This window comes from Streptomyces sp. NPDC087845 (assembly GCF_044742755.1).
In the GTDB taxonomy this organism is placed as follows: Bacteria; Actinomycetota; Actinomycetes; order Streptomycetales; family Streptomycetaceae; genus Streptomyces.
In genome coordinates this window covers 303,498-320,311 of the sequence record NZ_JBIUVC010000009.1, presented here as the reverse complement: position 1 = coordinate 320,311, position 16,814 = coordinate 303,498, and the positions used below count along the sequence as shown (strand labels likewise).

13 protein-coding genes and 1 pseudogene are annotated in these 16,814 nt (G+C 69.1%); 9 read left to right on the top strand and 5 right to left on the bottom strand.

Annotated features, from left to right (window positions below; genetic code table 11):
• Nucleotides 1-148: 148 nt before the first annotated feature.
• Nucleotides 149-337, bottom strand: coding sequence for a hypothetical protein (locus ACIOMQ_RS24220; protein WP_402190262.1), 189 nt, complete (start codon nucleotides 335-337; stop codon nucleotides 149-151).
• Nucleotides 338-790: 453 nt separating this feature from the next.
• On the opposite strand from ACIOMQ_RS24220, the gene ACIOMQ_RS24215 reads away from it, so the two are divergent.
• Together ACIOMQ_RS24215 and ACIOMQ_RS24210 are read left to right on the top strand one after the other, a co-directional pair.
• Nucleotides 791-1,144, top strand: coding sequence for a beta/gamma crystallin domain-containing protein (locus ACIOMQ_RS24215; protein WP_362196819.1), 354 nt, complete (start codon nucleotides 791-793; stop codon nucleotides 1,142-1,144).
• A gap of 760 nt (nucleotides 1,145-1,904) precedes the next feature.
• Nucleotides 1,905-2,108 (top strand): cold-shock protein, encoded by a 204-nt coding sequence (locus ACIOMQ_RS24210; protein WP_362196816.1) that lies wholly within the window; start codon nucleotides 1,905-1,907, stop codon nucleotides 2,106-2,108.
• Between the two features lie 112 nt (nucleotides 2,109-2,220).
• Here the strand turns inward: ACIOMQ_RS24210 and ACIOMQ_RS24205 are convergent, their stop codons facing one another.
• The 3 genes from ACIOMQ_RS24205 to ACIOMQ_RS24195 form a co-directional block, all read right to left on the bottom strand.
• Entirely contained in the window at nucleotides 2,221-2,406 is a 186-nt protein-coding gene (locus ACIOMQ_RS24205; protein ID WP_402190260.1) for a hypothetical protein, read from the bottom strand.
• Nucleotides 2,407-2,814: 408 nt separating this feature from the next.
• Nucleotides 2,815-3,360 (bottom strand): TetR/AcrR family transcriptional regulator C-terminal domain-containing protein, encoded by a 546-nt coding sequence (locus ACIOMQ_RS24200; RefSeq protein ID WP_402190258.1) that lies wholly within the window; start codon nucleotides 3,358-3,360, stop codon nucleotides 2,815-2,817.
• A 138-nt stretch (nucleotides 3,361-3,498) separates the two neighbouring features.
• Nucleotides 3,499-4,737, bottom strand: a complete 1,239-nt coding sequence (locus tag ACIOMQ_RS24195; RefSeq protein WP_402190255.1) for an IS701 family transposase — start codon at nucleotides 4,735-4,737, stop codon at nucleotides 3,499-3,501.
• Nucleotides 4,738-4,794: 57 nt separating this feature from the next.
• Between ACIOMQ_RS24195 and ACIOMQ_RS24190 the strand changes: the two are divergent.
• From ACIOMQ_RS24190 to ACIOMQ_RS24165, 6 genes and pseudogenes are all read left to right on the top strand, one after another.
• A pseudogene (locus ACIOMQ_RS24190) lies at nucleotides 4,795-5,827 on the top strand (FAD-dependent oxidoreductase); the annotation flags it as partial.
• A gap of 1,070 nt (nucleotides 5,828-6,897) precedes the next feature.
• On the top strand, nucleotides 6,898-7,731 hold the full coding sequence (locus ACIOMQ_RS24185) for a M55 family metallopeptidase (RefSeq protein WP_362196807.1): 834 nt from the start codon (nucleotides 6,898-6,900) through the stop codon (nucleotides 7,729-7,731).
• Entirely contained in the window at nucleotides 7,724-9,067 is a 1,344-nt protein-coding gene (locus tag ACIOMQ_RS24180) for a M20/M25/M40 family metallo-hydrolase (RefSeq protein ID WP_402190252.1), read from the top strand. The genes ACIOMQ_RS24185 and ACIOMQ_RS24180 overlap by 8 nt, the downstream gene beginning before the upstream one ends.
• Before the next feature lie 22 nt (nucleotides 9,068-9,089).
• Nucleotides 9,090-11,069 carry a prolyl oligopeptidase family serine peptidase gene (locus ACIOMQ_RS24175; protein ID WP_402190249.1) on the top strand — a complete coding sequence of 660 codons (1,980 nt, stop codon included), beginning with the start codon at nucleotides 9,090-9,092 and terminating at the stop codon, nucleotides 11,067-11,069.
• Nucleotides 11,066-12,010 (top strand): LD-carboxypeptidase, encoded by a 945-nt coding sequence (locus ACIOMQ_RS24170; RefSeq protein WP_362196798.1) that lies wholly within the window; start codon nucleotides 11,066-11,068, stop codon nucleotides 12,008-12,010. The genes ACIOMQ_RS24175 and ACIOMQ_RS24170 overlap by 4 nt, the downstream gene beginning before the upstream one ends.
• A 123-nt stretch (nucleotides 12,011-12,133) precedes the next feature.
• A complete protein-coding gene (locus ACIOMQ_RS24165; protein ID WP_401941865.1) occupies nucleotides 12,134-13,963 on the top strand; it encodes a CocE/NonD family hydrolase in 1,830 nt (609 codons plus the stop codon).
• Between the two features lie 12 nt (nucleotides 13,964-13,975).
• Here the strand turns inward: ACIOMQ_RS24165 and ACIOMQ_RS24160 are convergent, their stop codons facing one another.
• Nucleotides 13,976-15,127 (bottom strand): LacI family DNA-binding transcriptional regulator, encoded by a 1,152-nt coding sequence (locus ACIOMQ_RS24160; protein WP_402190246.1) that lies wholly within the window; start codon nucleotides 15,125-15,127, stop codon nucleotides 13,976-13,978.
• Nucleotides 15,128-15,380: 253 nt separating this feature from the next.
• Here ACIOMQ_RS24160 and ACIOMQ_RS24155 point away from each other — a divergent pair, with 253 nt between their 5' ends.
• The gene (locus ACIOMQ_RS24155) at nucleotides 15,381-16,793 is read left to right on the top strand and encodes an ABC transporter substrate-binding protein (protein ID WP_402190244.1); all 1,413 of its coding nucleotides are present in this window, start codon (nucleotides 15,381-15,383) and stop codon (nucleotides 16,791-16,793) included.
• Nucleotides 16,794-16,814: the final 21 nt, after the last annotated feature.

Below are 16,814 nucleotides of genomic sequence, written 5' to 3'. Positions count from 1 at the left end.
CAGATGTGGACAGATACAGCCCGGATGGGTGGGCAATGACTCGGGGCTCTAGGCGGAGAAGGTTGCTGTTAGTCGACAACCCATCTACCTGGGGCTTCGTTGTCCCGTCACCGCAACCCCTCGATCTCACAGCCAGGTTGGAAGGGGCTCACTGGGCGTCGAGGATTTCCTGCACCACGTCCGCGACCGCACCTACCGCGAGGACGAAACCAAAGCCCGCACCGGTCAACTGCCCCGTACCGTCGCGTCCTTGCGCAGCCTTGCCGCCGGCGTCCCCAGACGGAACGGCGCGGAGAACATCGCCGCAGCCGTCCGGCGAGCCGCCCGCGACTACCACCGCCCCCTATCCCTCTCGGACCCACCTGACGAAACGGGACACTTCGCGATCACCCAAGCCCCGGGGACGAGAACCCATTGAGTTTCTGATCAAAAATTAGAAGTCCGATAAGCCGACTCGGATATTCCGTCAATCGCTGTGCTGCCGACCCTCGCGATGGGTCGAGCCCCGAGCGCCACCTAGTGCCACATGGTGGTTCGCCGCAGATATGACAAGAACAGGATCGGCTCCCCTCGCTGGACCCAATCTGGACATCCGGGGGCACATTCCAGCCGAGGGCCATAAAGCAGATTGCCCGGCGCGACAGTTTTACGGGACCGTTGTTGCGTAAGTGCCAGACGATACGACGTGATGGCCGTACTGCGGGATTCACCGAATGCTTGTTCAGTGCGACGCCGCCCGCGCTGGCTGCGAAGTGAGCTCCGGGTTCGGCATTCGGAACAGGGAGAAATTGTGATCTCAAAAACGACGAGGGCTGCGCGCTCCATGGCCGTGGCGTTCGCTGCAGCCGCCGCGTTCACCATGACCATGCCGACCAGCAACGCTTTCGCCATCGATCACGTCCCCTGTCGCGGCGGAGAGAACTTCTTGAAGATCTGGTCGCACAGCGACGGGCGTGAGAGCGTGGACTGCTACGCGAACCGCGGGAAGACCTCCTTCGGTGGGTGGTGGATCGACAAGATCTCCACGGGGAACAATGACTTGATCTACTACGACGCCAATGGTGATTCGGTGAAAATCGAACGGTGGCACGAGATCTCCTTCCCGAACCGCCCGCCGAAGGTCAACGCCATCGAAATCCTGTGACGAGTTGACCTCGATCTTGCGTGAGGGTCCGTCAGTATTCTGGCGGGCCCTTTAAGTTTGTTTCGGGGCGGAGGTTTCGGCTTGTGGCAGGTCCGTGACCCGGCTGTCGTGTCGGGTGGGCGCCGGCCAATTCCTGGTCCGCGCAGTCCTTCGGGTTCTCCACGGCAATCCGGGACATCAATCGCATGATGGCCGCCTGCACCTCTATCGACGGACGGACAGCGAGAGCGGTCGTCCTGCACCAGATGCGCGATCGGACCCTCCGTGAAGACGACTCCAGGGTTCGCACCGGCGCCTTGCACCGCACCAAAGCCAGCCTGCGCAACCTCACCCTCAGAGTCTTCCGCCGAGACGGCGGGACCAACACCGCCGCCGCCCTCCTGCGAGCCAGCCGCGCCGCCATCCACCCATGGCTCGTCGAAGCCGGCCGCGCCCATCCCGACGCCGCCATCACCCACCTCGGATCCGCACCTGGTGCCCCCGCTGACCCACGGCCCCTCCACGGCAGTGCTGATCTGCAAGAAATGGGAGGCAAGCCTGACGGCTGCTCTGCGAAACACCGCCTGCGCCAGCCGGTCAGGACCGCACGAGGATCCTCCTTGCTGATGGTGGTCCGCCCGGGTTGCTCAACTACGCTGCGGCAAGCGCCCGCAGGTGGGGTAGGCGGGTAGGCAGCGGGGTAGGACTGCGTTCGATTGCCGGGATGACGGCAGTTGGAACGCTCAGCCTGGGCGTCCCAGGATTGATCGAAGGATGAGGCATGGCCAGCGGAACAGTGAAGTGGTTCAACTCCGAGAAGGGCTTCGGCTTCATTGCGCAGGATGGCGGGGGGCCGGATGTCTTCGCGCACTACTCGAACATTTCCGGTAGCGGCTACCGTGAGCTCATTGAGGGCGAGCAGGTGACCTTCGACATCGGGCAGGGGCAGAAGGGCCCGCAGGCGGAGAACATCATCCGCGGCTGAGACGGTGGCACGGCAGGCGCGGAGGGTGTCGTTCGCATGCACACCCTTCGCTCCGGAGACGAGACCCGGGGCCCGTCGGAAAGCAGTGTGCCTGTCGCTGCGCGGGTTGCTCTCATTGGACCTGGCGCCGCAATGGCCTGCTCGTACTGAGCAGCGCCAGGGCGGGGCCGGGCAGGCGGACTGCCTCATGGGTGCCCGGGTCCGTCGCACCCGAGTCGAGGTCCGCGGCGGTCAGTGAGGGCAGGATGCCGGCCGGATGGCGGGCGAGCCTGCGCCTTCCGGGGGCGGTAACCCCCATGCGCCGATGGTGGTTGAGGCTGCTCCTCTTCGGCTCTGAGCGCGATGTATGGGTTCCACGGAGTGCTTTCCCTTGAGCGAAGCACAGATGGTTTCGGTGCCTTCCTGACCCTCTGTATGCCGCTCAGATCGAACCGAGAGTCCCAGGGGCTGGGGTGTCGGCACAGGCTGTGCTGTTCAGTCCTTGGTTGCAGGGGAGCGGATCCGGCTGGAGGTGGTCGGTCGCTTCGAGAGCGGAGCGAAGAACAGGGAGATCGCGGCCGCGCTGCGGGTGAGTGAGCGGTCGGTGGAGTGCCGGTGCCGTCAGTGGCGCGAGCGCCAGTGCGATGAACTCGCACGCGCGAAGGGGGAGGAGCAGAGGGAGGAGACGTGGGCAGGCGGGGCACTGTTCTTTCGTGTCGTCCCCGCCCTACGTGGTTCGGTATGCCCGGAGAAAGGTCCGCACTCCCTCGACGACGAGTGGCCGGACGCGGGTGTTCTCCGCGACGTTCGCGGAACCGAGCCTGTCCAGCGCGACGCCGAAGGCCAGCGCGATGAACTGGTCGGCCGCGAGTCGGAGGTCGGGGACGTCGAGCAGCCCGGCCTCGGTGAAGGCGGCGAACCGCTCGGCAATCGCCTCGTCGGGGGTGTCGGCCATGGGGTTGTAGCCCTCGTGCGGCAGGTGGCCGGATTCCACGCGGACCAGTCGTTGCAGCGTTCCGTACTCGGCCGAGCCGAGCATGCCGGTCGCGATGCGCATCGAGAACGTGACCAGGGCGTCCTCAAGTTCGGCGACCTTGGTCAGGCCGGTGAGGGGGTTGTCGAGGGTGCGCCGGATCGTGGTGATCAGTGACTGGCCGACGGCGTCGCGGGGCCCACCCTCGCGTCCCGGCTGAACCGCTACGGATTCGCGGTCACGGTGGTCGAGAAGGCGGGCGCACTTCGTGACGGTGGTTACCCCATCGACGCGCCGCACTAGTAGTACTTCGTTAGGTTGTGCTTCCGTGACTGCGGGGTTGTTGTTGTGTGTCGGGTAAGTCGCGGTGGCAGGTGGGGCATTCGCCGGTCCAGGCCCGTATCAGGTCCTGGAGGGTGTCGAGGACTTGGTAGAAGGTCAGGCCGGCGCTTCGGCTTTTGGGTCGAGGCGTCGGAGGGTGAGGAAGGCGTGGGCGGCGGTCACGAGGGTGACGTGGTGGTGCCAGCCGCGCCAGGTGCGGCCTTCGAAGTGGTCCAGGCCGAGGCCGTGCTTCATCTCGCGGTAGTCGTGCTCGATGCGCCAGCGGATCTTGGCCAGGCGCACGAGCTTACGGATCGGGGTGTCGGGCGGGAGGCCGGTGAGCCAGTAGTCCGTGGGTGCGTTCTCACCGGGGGGCCATTCGACCAGCAGGGTCTCGGCCGGCAGCACGCCGTCCCAGGCGGCTCCGCCTCCGGCGTCGGCGGCGGCGAGCGTCCGCGGGGTCTTCCCGGCGGGCCGCACCTGCAGGACCCTGAACCGCGAGCGCATCGCGCCGCGGCTTCCCTGGCGCCAGGTGACCTGCCGAAACGCCTGGCGGCCTTCCTCGGTGGCGAGCTCGTGAAGGGCGAGCGTGGCGGTGCGGTAGCGGGGCAGAGTGCGCCTGCCGGCGCCGCTGTATGCGGGCGCCACCGGTTCCGCGTCGAAGGGGTGGGCCGTCTCGTCCCCGCGCACGGCGACGATGTAGTCCAAGTGCCGGGAGCGCAGAGCGTGACGGAAGGCGGCGGACTGGCCGTAGCCGGCGTCAGCGACGACGACCTGCGGAGCAAGTCCCCAGGTGATCGATTCGTCCAGCATGTCGATCGCCAACCGCCACTTCTCGACGTGCCCGACCTCCGGCGGGAGACCGGTCCGCCCCCTGCGGTCATCGTCCCGGTCGTCCCACTCCGGCGGCACGAACAGCCGCCACGACAGCGGGCACGAAGCCCGGTCGGTGACGGCGTGGACGCTCACTCCGGCCTGGCAGGGCGAGCGTTTGCCCAGCGCGCCGCAGTACTGCCGGGAGACGGCCACCGACTGGTCGCCGGATTTCGGGAACGAGGTGTCGTCGATCACCCATGCCTCGGGGGTGATGGCGGAGGTCATCTTTCGGGCGATCTTCCGCAGCACCGGGACGTGGTCCCACGGCGACTGGCTGACGAACTGCTGCAGGGCCTGCATGTTGCCGTCCGGAAGCCGCCCGGCCATCGGCTGGATGGACTTGCGCCGCCCGTCCAGCATCAGCCCCCGCAGATAGCAATCTCCTTGCCGGCGCTGGTCCTTGCGCGTCAGGGACGCGAAGACCTCAGCCACGAAATCACCGAGGTCCCCGCGGAGCTTCTCCACCTCACCAAGATCCACGAGCCGCAGCATGCACCGCCACGACCACCAAGATCAAATCAACCTAACGAAGTACTACTAGAGGTCGTCCGGAGGATGGGAATCCTGCCGCGACTGCGGGACGTGCACATCGACCTGCGCCGGCTGACGTTCCTCAACGGGGACGGCAGCGAGGTGGCCTCGGTCCACCCGCACACCGTCACGGGCGGTGTCGCGGAACGCGACCTCGAGGTGCGGCGCGGGGATCTGGCCCGTGCTCTCCACACGGCGATCCGTGACGATGTGGAGTTCTTGTTCAACGACTCCATCGACACCCTCGACCAGTCCGGCCACGGGGTCGACGTCACCTTCCACAGGGGCAGCAGGCGCACGTTCGACATGGTGTTCGGTGCGGACGGTCTGCATTCACGTACCCGCGCTTTGCAGTTCGGCCCCGAAGAGCAGTTCCACCGGTACCTCGGCTACTGCTTCGCCGGGTTCACCATGCGCAACACCTTCGGGCTCTCCCACGAGACCGTGATATGGAACACCCCGGGCAGGGCCGCGGCACTCTACCGCCGCGGGGGACAACGACGACGTGCACGCCTTCCTGAACTTCGCCCGCCCGGAACCGCCGTTCGACGCGTTCCGGAACCCGGAAGCCCAACGGGACCTGGTCGTCATGGACTTCGCCGACGCGGGATGGGAGATCCCGGGCATGCTTGCCGCCATGCGCGACGCGGACGACCTGTTCTTCGACGTGGTCAGCCAGATCCGCATGCCCCGCTGGTCCAGCGGCAGGGTCGCGCTGGTGGGCGACGCCGCGTACGCGCCCTCGTTCCTCACCGGACAGGGCTCCAGCCTCGCGCTCGTCGGCGCGTACATGCTCGCCGGTTCCCTGTCCGACCGGGACCACGCCGCAGGCTTCGCCGCCTACGAACACGGCACCCGTGAGTTCGTGACCGTGAATCAGGAACAGGTCCGCGAGGAGGACGCCGCACTCTTCCCGACCAGCGCCCGGGCCCTGGAACAGCGCAACGACATGCTGCGCAATCTCAGCACCATGCCCTCCGCGGAGGGACGACCGGCCCATTCGGCCCTCACCCTGCCCGAGTTCATGCCCATGAGGTGAGCCCGGGCGCGCGCGCCGATGACGGGCGTCACCGGCGGCCGCGGCCGACGGTCCGGACGCGGACACGGCATACGGTTCCGGGGCGGGCTGATTTGTTGACGTGGACTACGGGCCAAAGGGCGGAGAGTGGAAGGAGAACGCGGAAGGAGAGCAAGGGTTTTGGCGGGGTCGGTCAAGCGCCCAGGCAAGAAACGTGGGCTACGAATCATCCGGCTCCGCGATCTCCGTCACGGCGCGTCAAGTCTGTGGGCTGAGAAGGGTTTCAAGCCTCACGAGACCCAGCCCCGCGCCTCTGCCGCCGCAGTCCGTTCTGGTGCACAGTCACTTCGACAGGACGATGTTCGTTTGCATGTGCACCCGCGCCGCGCCACAGGAGCGGCGCGAGGCCCTTGGCCAGGCAGGGGCACCGCATGCGGCTGATGTGATCGATGTCAACTCCTCGAATTCCAGCGATCGTCGCAACAGGAGGTCAGCGTGAGGCGGGCGCGAGCAATCCGGAATGGCGCTCGGCCGGGGCGTCCCGGCCGAGCGCCGTGTATGGGCGGCTGTTGAATTCCGCGGAGACGATGTCCAACGTCTCGCGGGTGTGGATGAAGCGGTCGGTGACCTCGGGGAAGTGTTGCTGGAGCAGAGCGTTCGTGCTTTCGTTCGAACCGCACGGTCAGGGGTTGCCCGGCTCGCAGAAGCAGACCGGTACAGCGGCACCGGTACAGCGGCAGCGGTACAGCGGCCACGGTGGAGAGCATGTGCCGACTCCCTGTCGTACGAGCGGGAAGCGTGCCTCCCGCCCGCGCGTCAGCTTCCTGTGTCCCTGCGCCGAGCGGATCGTGCGGATCTCGACCGTCGCGTTCCCGGAGGCCGGGTGTCGCGACGGCCACGAGCACTCAAACCCGCGAGACAGGGGCGTTTCGGCCCCCGATGACGGCGGAGGGGAGACGGTTGGCCAGCAAAGATGCTTGTATGGGGGCGCCGAGTTGGGTGCCTGCTTGATGGCCTTCAGGAACGGATGTCAGCAACTGGTGTCACGACCGGCGCAGATAGCCCCTGACCTGCAAGAAGACGGACTCATTATGAAGATCCTGATCAGCGCGGACATGGAAGGCGCCACCGGCGTGACCTGGCCGGCCGATGTACTTCCGGGCACGCCCCAGTGGGAGCGGTGCCGTTCCATGTTCACCTCCGACGTGAACGCGGCGGCGCTCGGCTTCTATGACGGCGGTGCCGACGAGGTGCTCGTCAACGAGGCCCACTGGTCCATGCGCAACCTCCTGCTGGAGCAACTCGACGACCGGGTCCAGATGCTCACCGGCAGGCACAAGTCACTCTCCATGGTCGAGGGCATCCAGCACGGCGACGTCGATGCCATCGCCTTCGTCGGCTACCACACGGGCGCCGGTGCGGAGGGGGTCCTCGCCCACACCTACCTGGCGAACTCCATCACCGGGGTCTGGCTCAACGGCGCCCGGGCCAGCGAGGGACTGCTCAACGCGCATGTCGTGGCCGAGTACGGCGTACCCGTCGTCCTCGTCACCGGCGACGACCTGACCTGCGTGGACGCGGACGGGTACGCCCCGGAGGCCCGCAAGGTCGCCGTGAAGGACTATGTCTCGCGGTACGCGGCGGTGTGCCGCACCCCGGCCCGTACCGCCGCCGACATCCGTGCCGCGGCCAAGGACGCGACCGCACTCGCCGTGCGGCACACCCCGGTCAAGGGCGGCCCGTTCACCGTCGAGCTGGAGTTCGACGCAGAGCACCTGGCCCAGGCGGCCACGGTCGTCCCCGGCGTGGCACCCAGTGGCGAACGGCGCGTCGCCTACACCAGCGCGACGATGTACGAAGGTATCCGCACGTTCAAGGCGGTGACGACGATCGTGTCGTCCGCCGTGGAGGAACAGTATGGCTGAGGCGACCGACCCCCGGGAGAGCGTCGACCGGCAGGCACTCGACGAATCGGTGACGTTCACCTCCGAACTGATCCGGATCGACACCACCAACCGCGGCGGCGGCGACTGCCGGGAACGCCCGGCCGCCGAGTACGTCGCCGAGCGGCTGGCCGCCGCCGGCTTGGAACCCGCCCTGCTGGAGCGCACCCCGGGGCGCACCAATGTGGTGGCCCGGATCCCGGGCACCGACCCGTCCGCCGACGCCCTGCTCGTACACGGCCATCTCGATGTCGTCCCGGCCGAGGCCGACGACTGGACCGTGCACCCCTTCTCCGGGGAGATCCGCGACGGCGTCGTCTGGGGGCGCGGCGCCATCGACATGAAGAACATGGATGCGATGGTCCTGGCCGTCGTCCGGGCCTGGGCACGGGCCGGCGTCCGGCCCCGCCGCGACATCGTGATCGCGTACACCGCGGACGAGGAGGCCAGCGCCGAGGACGGCTCCGGCTTCCTCGCCGATCGGCACGCCGCACTCTTCGAAGGGTGTACGGAGGGCATCAGCGAATCCGGTGCCTTCACCTTCCACGCCGGACCGGACACGCCGCTCTACCCGATCGCCGCGGGCGAACGGGGCACCGCCTGGCTGAAGCTCACCGCGCACGGCAAGGCCGGCCACGGTTCCAAGGTCAACAAGGCCAACGCGGTCAGCGCACTCGCCGCTGCCGTCGCCCGGATCGGCGAGCACACATGGCCGGTCCGGCTCACTCCGACGGTCCGCGCCGCGCTCACCGAGATCGCCGCGCTCCACGGCCTCCGCCCCGATCTCGACGCCCCCGGCTTCGACGTGGACGAACTGCTCGGCAAGCTCGGACCGGCCGCCGGCCTGGTCGAGCCGACCGTGCGCAACAGCTCCAACCCGACCATGCTGGAAGCCGGGTACAAGGTCAATGTGATCCCGGGCCACGCCACCGCCTTCATCGACGGCCGGATGGTTCCCGGCGGCGAGGACGAGTTCCGTGCCACGCTGGACCGGCTGACCGGACCCGATGTCGACTGGGAATTCCACCACCGCGAGGTCCCGTTGCAGGCTCCGGTCGACTCGCCGACCTTCGCGAAGCTGCGCGCCGCCGTCGAACGCTTCGACCCGGACGGCCATGTCGTGCCGTACTGCATGTCGGGCGGCACGGACGCCAAGCAGTTCTCCCGGCTCGGCATCACGGGCTACGGCTTCTCGCCGCTGAAGCTGCCCGTCGGCTTCGACTACCAGGCGCTGTTCCACGGCGTCGACGAACGCGTCCCCGTCGAGGCACTGCACTTCGGCGTCCGCGTCCTCGATCACTATCTGCGCACGGCCTGACCCGGCACGAGGGGAATCGAACATGGTGTCCACAGGGGCCTACGGAACATGGCCGTCGCCGATCGACGCACGGCTGGCCGCCTCGCACGACGGCCGACCGGAGTACGTCGGCGTCGTCGGCGACGAGGTGTGGTGGACCGAGCCGCGCCCCGCGGAGGCGGGCCGCCGCGCCCTGGTCCGCCGCCGGGCGGACGGCACCAGCGCCGAGGTGCTGCCCGCTCCGTGGAACGTACGGAGCCGGGTCATCGAGTACGGCGGACAGCCCTGGGCCGGAGCCGAACGCGCCGAGGGCGGGCCGCTCGTCGTCTTCGTCGACTTCTCCGACCAGCGGCTGTACGCCCACGCCCCCGACGGGTCCGGCGGACCCCGGCCGCTCACCCCGGTCTCGTCCGTCGGCGGCGGGCTGCGCTGGGTCGACCCGCGGATCCACCTCGACCGGGGCGAAGTGTGGTGCGTGCTGGAGGAGTTCACCGGCGAGTCACCCACCGAGCTGCGCCGGGTGATCGCCGCCGTACCCTTGGACGGCTCGGCGGCCGAGGACCGCTCCGCGGTCCGTGAACTCACCGACGGCAGCCACCGATTCGTCACCGGGCCGAAGCTCTCGCCCGACGGGCGGCGGGCGGCCTGGATCGCGTGGGACCATCCGCGCATGCCGTGGGACGGCACCGAGGTGATGCTCGCCGACGTCTCCGAGGACGGTACGTTCCACCACACCCGGAGCTTCGGCGGCGGCCCCGAGGAATCCGTCCCGCAGATCGAATGGGGCGTCGACGGGCAGCTCCTCTTCGCCAGCGACCGCAGCGGGTGGTGGAATCTGTACCGCGCCGACCCGCAGCGGGGCGCGGTCGCGCTCCACCCCCGGGAGCAGGAGTTCGCCGGACCGCTCTGGAAGATCGGCCTCAGTTGGTTCCGGCCGCTGGAGAACGGTCTGATCGCCACCGTCCACGGCAAGGGCACCACCACGCTCGGCATCCTCGACCCGGCGACCGGCGAACTCGTCGACGCCGCCGGTCCCTGGACCGAATGGGCCGAGTCGCTGGACGTCCACGGCAGTCGGGTCTACGGCATTGCCGCCGGCCCGTACAGCGCCTACGAGGTCATCGAGCTGGACACCGCGACCGGCCGGACCCGGGTCATCGGCACACCGCACGAGGACGCCGTCGACCCGGCGTACTGCCCGCGGCCCGAGGACCGCACCTTCGCAGGGCCCGACGGCCGGGAGGTCCACGCCCACATCTACCCGCCCCGGAACCCCGACCGGACCGGCCCCGACGGTGAACTGCCGCCCTACGTCGTCTGGGCGCACGGCGGCCCGACCGGCCATGCCGCACTCGTACTCGACCTGGAGATCGCCTACTTCACCTCGCGCGGCATCGGCGTCGCCGAGGTGAACTACGGCGGCTCCACCGGCTACGGCAGGAGCTACCGCAACCGGCTGCGCGAACAGTGGGGCGTCGTCGACGTCGAGGACTGCGCGGCCGTCGCTAAGGCGCTGGCCGCCGAGGGCACGGCCGACCGGCAGCGGCTCGCCATCCGGGGCGGCAGCGCCGGCGGCTGGACCACCGCGGCCTCGCTGACCGGCACCGATGTCTACGCCTGCGGCACGATCATCTATCCCATCCTCGATCTGACCGGCTGGGGCACGGACGAGACCCATGACTTCGAGTCGCAGTACCTGGAGTCCCTGGTGGGTCCGCTCGCCGAAGTGCCGGCACGCTACCGGGAACGGTCCCCGGTCAGCCGCACCGACCGGCTGACCACCCCCTTCCTCCTGCTCCAGGGGCTGGACGACCCGATCTGTCCGCCCGTCCAGTGCGAGCGGTTCCTGGCCGAGGTCGAGGGCCGCGGCATCCCGCACGCGTATCTGACCTTCGAGGGGGAGGGGCACGGATTCCGGCGCGCCGATACGATGATCCGCGCCCTGGAGGCCGAACTCTCCCTGTACGGGCAGACGTTCGGTATCGACTGTCCCGACGTACCGGTGCTGGAGCTGAAGCGGTGACCCTCGCCCCCCTGACCCGTCCTGCCCGGCTGCGTCCCGGTGCCAGGATCGCCGTGGTGTCACCGAGCGGGCCCGTGCCCGCCGACCGCCTGGAGGCGGGCCTCGACATACTTCGCCGCTGGGGCCTCGAACCCGTCGAGGCACCTCATGTGCGCGATGTACACCCGGAGTTGGACTACCTCGGCGGTACGGACGAGGCGCGCGCCCGGGATCTCCAGGAGGCCTGGTGCGATCCGTCCGTCGACGCGGTGATCTGCGCCCGTGGCGGGTACGGCGTGCACCGCATGGTCGACCTGGTCGACTGGGCGGCGATGCGCGCGGCCGGACCCAAGGTGTTCGTCGGCTACAGCGACATCACCGTGCTCCACGAGGCATTCGCCCTGCGCATGGGGCTCGCCACCCTGCACGGCCCGATGGCCGGCACCGAGACCTTCCTCAAGGACCCGGACACCCAGGAGTCCCTGCGGGCCACCCTGTTCGAGCCCGAGACGGTACGGAGCCTCGGCCTGCCCTCGGCGCGGGTGCTGGTGCCCGGCAGCGCCCGGGGCATCACCTACGGCGGCTGTGTGAGCCTGCTCGCCGCCGACCTCGGCACCCCGCACGGCCGGAGCTCGGCCCGGGGCGGACTGCTGATGATCGAGGACACCACCGAGGACCCGTACAACATCGACCGCATCCTCACCCAACTGCTCAGGGCCGGCGCGCTCGACGGGACGGCCGGGGTGGCCTGCGGTTCCTGGGCCGGCTGCGGCCCGTACGAGAAGGTGCGGGCGGTCCTCGCCGACCGGCTCGGCCCGCTGGGCGTACCCGTCGTCGAGGAACTGGGCTTCGGGCACGGACCGACGACGCTGACGATTCCGCTCGGAGTGCCCGCCGTACTGGACGCGCCGGCCGACGGCGGCCCCGCCACGCTCACGATCGAGGGGCCCGCACTGGTCTGAACGGGACCGAATCGGGGAGAAGTTGAGCATCCTTCAGGAAACCCCGCCAGGGACGTTGACATCGCTATGACGCGTGTCACAGCATGAGCGCGGCCCAGTACTTACTGGCCGGTAAGGCTCGGTGTGGAGGTCCTCGTGTCACGTGCTGTTTCCCGCCCCCGGTCCCGGTACCGGACGCTCTCCCGGAAAACGGTCGCGTACGCGGCCGGAGCCGCGCTCGCCGTTCCGCTGGTCCTCACCGGTGCGGCGCACGCGGCTCCTGCCGCGACCTCGCCGTACACCGTCACCCCGCTGAAGTTCACCATCCGGGCGGGCGGCCGCTCCTGCACGGTCGACGCCGACCTGTACCGCCCCGCCGGGGCCGACGCGCAGCATCCCGCCCCCGCCGTCCTCGCCACCAACGGCTTCGGGGGAAGCAAATCGGACGGCTCGACCGGTGGCATCGGCAAGGCCTTCGCCTCCCGCGGCTATGTCGGCCTCGTCTACTCCGGCCTGGGCTTCGGCAAGTCCGGCTGCCTCATCACGCTCGACGACCCGGCCGTCGACGGCCGGGCGGCCGCCGGGCTCATCGACTTCCTCGCCGGGACGCGCGCCGCCGACAACGGCACCGAGGCCGACTACGTCACGAAGGACGGCAAGGGCGATCCCCGGGTCGGCATGATCGGCGGTTCGTACGGCGGCGCCATCCAGATGGCGACCGCGTCCGTCGACCGGCGCGTCGACGCCCTCGTACCCCTGATCACCTGGAACGACCTGGCCTACGCGCTCGCCCCCAACAACACCGGCCCGCGCGCGGGCGTCTCGTCCGACACCGCCGGTGTCTTCAAGTGGCAGTGGACCAACGGCTTCTACCTGCTGGGGGAGGGGCAGACGATCCTCAACGCGAGCCTCGATCCGTCCCGGTTCGGCAGCCTCACCTGTCTGCACTTCGCGCCGCGGGCCTGCGACACCATCCAGCTGCTCAACTCCGGCCGCTACCCCGCCGACAGGACCAGGGCGATGCTCGACTACGCGCGCAGCGTGTCGCCCGTCGACTACCTCGCCAGGGTCAAGGCACCCACCCTGCTCGTCCAGGGGCAGGCCGACAGCCTGTTCAACCTGAACGAGGCCACCGCCACATACAACACCCTCAAGGCGCAGGGCACCACCACCAAGATGATCTGGCAGGCCTGGGGGCACAGCGGCGGGCAGGCACCGGGCGAACTCGACCTGGGCCAGGGCAATCTGGAGACCAGCTACGTCGGACAGCGCGTCCTCGCCTGGTTCGACCGGTACCTCCAGCACAAGAAGAACACCGACACCGGGCCCGAGTTCGCCTACTACCGCGACTGGAAGAGCGGGTACGGCACCGCCGCCGCGGTGCCGGCCCCGAGCCGGAAGATGTACCTCTCCGGCGACGGAAAGCTCGTCGACAACCGCTCCGAGGTCACCCGGGGCAGCCGCCAGTACGCCAACTGGCTCGTCCCGACCAGCCATTCGGAGAGCTCACTCGCCGGACTCCTCGGACTGCCCGACTCCGCGCCGTACGACATCAAGGGCACCTACCTCGGCTGGACCAGCGCCCCGCTGGCCTCCGCCGTCGATGTCGTCGGCGCGCCGAAGGCCACCTTGAAGGTCGTCTCGCCGAAGACGGAGCGCGTACAGAACAGCGGGGACGCCGCGGACAAGCTCGTCCTGTTCGCCAAGGTGTACGACGTGGCACCGGACGGCGGCAAGAAGCTGGTGAACCGGCTCGTCGCCCCGGTGCGCGTGCCCGACGTCACCCGCTCGTTCACCGTGCGGCTGCCGGGCATCGTCCACCGGTACGAGGCGGGACACCGGCTCGAATTCGTGATCGCGGCGAGTGACAGCGCGTACTCCGGCAATCGCGGCATCAAGCCGGTCACGGTGGTCAGTGCTCCCGAGGACACCGGTGTGCTGGAACTTCCGGTGGTCGGTGGCCGGGTGGAGTGAGGCGCGCGTCCCCTACGCCGCGCCGGTCCCGACCACCCGGAGGTACGCCTGCGCGGCGTCACGCGTACGGATCTCGACGGGCAGCACGACGTGCTCCACCTCGTGCGGGCCGTCCGGGTCCTGGATCCGCTGCGCGAGCAGCTCCATGGCCCGGCGGCCCATCTCCCGGGAGGGGAGCTGCGCGGCGGCGATCGTCAGCGGCAGCAGGTCGAAGGGGCCCGCGTCATCCATGCCCGCGAGTTCGATCCGGCCGGGGACCTCGAAGCCGAGGACGGACAGGTCGCGGGCGGCATGTGCCAGGGTGTGCCCGTTGGCGCAGAGCAGGACGGTGGGCGGCTCCGGGCGGTCGAGGACGGCCGAGAGCATCTTCAGACGGCGCTCGTCGGGCAGCCGGTGATAGGTCGCCAGGGCGGTGAGCTGGGGCGACACCTGGATACCGTGCTTCCGCAGTGCCTGCACGTGTCCGGTGAGCCGCTCCGTCACGCTGGTGACGCCGGTCTCGTCCCAGAGCGTGGCGATCCGGTGATGGCCGAGCTCGATGAGGTGCTCGGTCAGCCGGAAGCCGACGGAGTAATTGTCGAACACCACGGCATCGTTCGGGGATCCGGGGTGATAGCGGTCGATCAGGACGACGGGCACACCGCAGCGCGTCAGCTCGGCCAGCGCCGGTGAGTCGGCGCCGCTGCTGACGGGGTAGAGCACGACACCGCCGGCGCCCGTCTCCAGAGCCAGCCGCAGAGCGCGTTCCTCCACCTGCTCGGAGCCCTTGGAGTTCGACAGGAACATCCGCAGACCCCGTTCGCCGCACGCCGTCTCGATGCCGTCGATGACGGCCGACTGGTGCGGGCCGTTCCCGGGCATCACGCAGGCGATCGACCGTTCACGGGTGCCGTGCGCGGTCCCGGTGGGGCGCTGCTGCGGGCTCCGCTCCGCGACGAAGGTGCCGCGGCCCCGGTGGCGTACCAAATAGCCTTCCGCGACGAGCTCGTTGAGGGCCCGCACGGCGGTCGTGGTACTGACCTCGAACCTCTCGCAGACCTCGCGCTGGCTGATGAACGGCTGGTCGGGCTCGTAGGCGCCCCGGTCGATGTCCGCGACCAGGTCCCGCTTCACCATCCGGTAGAGCGGTTCCTGGCCGGTGCCGTCTCGCTCGGCCTCGGTCATGCTGCCCCCATCGTTCACCGACCCGCTTTCCTGACACGTTAACGCGCTAACAATAGCTCGGAGCCGCTCCCGGGCGGTAGATGCCCGACAGGGGCGCGGTCCGCGTGGTCGTCGAGCACGAACCAAGGCTCTCCTGGTGTGTTAACTGAACGAACTTCGTTCCTGATTCAGGGAAGTTCGCCGCATCATCTTTACGCGTTAACGCGCTATTGCTAGCTTCTGCTCAGCCCGAGCCGCGCCAAGGGGAGCCGTGATGAGCAGAACCGTGAACAGACCGATCGGCAGAGGGGCGAACAGCCGGCCGGTGAGACTCTCCGCCCTGGGAGCCGCCGCGCTCATGGTGGCCTCCCTCGCTGCCTGCGGAGGCGGCGGCGAGAGCGGGAGGAGCGCGGACGGCAGGACGGAGATCACCGTCGCGGGCATGCCGCCCAGCACACTGCCGGCCGGCCGGAAGGACTTCCTCGCTCAGGTCAAGGCCTTCGAGAAGGCCAACCCGGACATCAGGATCAAGCCGACCGACGCACTGTGGGGCGCCAAGACCTTTCCCGCACGTCTCGCCTCCGGCCGGCTGGAGACCGTTTTCCGGGTACCGCTGACCTACCCGCCCGAGATGATCGAACGGCGCCAGATCGCCGACCTCAGCAAGGAGATCAAGGCGCTGCCGCACGGCACGGAGTTCGACAAGCGGCTGCTCGCCCCGGCCACGGGCTCCGACGGGAAGGTGTACGGCATTCCCACCGAGGTGTACTCCGTCGGCCTGGTCTACAACCGCGAGTTGTTCAGCAAGGCGGGCCTCGACCCCGACAAGCCGCCCGCCACCTGGGGCGAGCTGCGTACCGCGGCCAAGACGATCACGGACCGGACCGGTGTCCCCGGCTTCGGCATGCACACCACGGACAACACGGGCGGCTGGATGCTGACCACCATGACGTACTCCTACGGCGGCCGGATGGAGAAGAAGGCGGACGGCAAACAGACCACCGCCTTCAGGGAGGGCCCGACCGGCAAGGCCCTCGGCCTGCTGAAGGCCATGCGGTGGGACGACAGGTCGATGGGCCGGCAGCAACTGCGCGGCACCGACGACCTGGCCCGTGACTTCGCCAGTGGGAAGGTCGCCATGCTGCTGGGCTCACCCAGCACGTACGGCACCTATGTGTCCAAGTTCCGCGGCAGGCCCGACGCCTATGGACAGGCCCCGCTTCCTTCGGGGGGAGAGAAGGCCACCCTCCTCGGCGGCGGTGTCGCCGTCGTCTCGCCGAAGGCGGACGAGGCGCAGCGCAGTGCCGCGGCGAAGTGGATCAACTTCTTCTATCTGAAGCCCAAGTACGATCCCGCGCTGGCCGCCGAGCGCACCGAGCAGGCCGCCGCCGACAAGAACCCGGCCGGCGTTCCCGGTCTCCCCTTCTACGACGCGAAGGTCTCCGGCCCGGCCGCCGAGGCCGAGCGCAAGCACTCCAACGTGCCGCTGAAGAACTTCGCCCCGTACCTGAACAGTCTCGGAACCACCACGTACGTCGTCGAACCACCGGTCGCGGCCCAGGAGTTGTACGCGGCTCTGGACAGTGCCGTGCAGGCCGTACTGACCCGGGAGAGCGCCGACCCGGCCGCCGAGCTGGAGAAGGCGGACCGGCGGATCGGTCCGGTCCTCGACCGGTCGCAGCGGTGACCTCGGCGCAAGGAAGGGCTC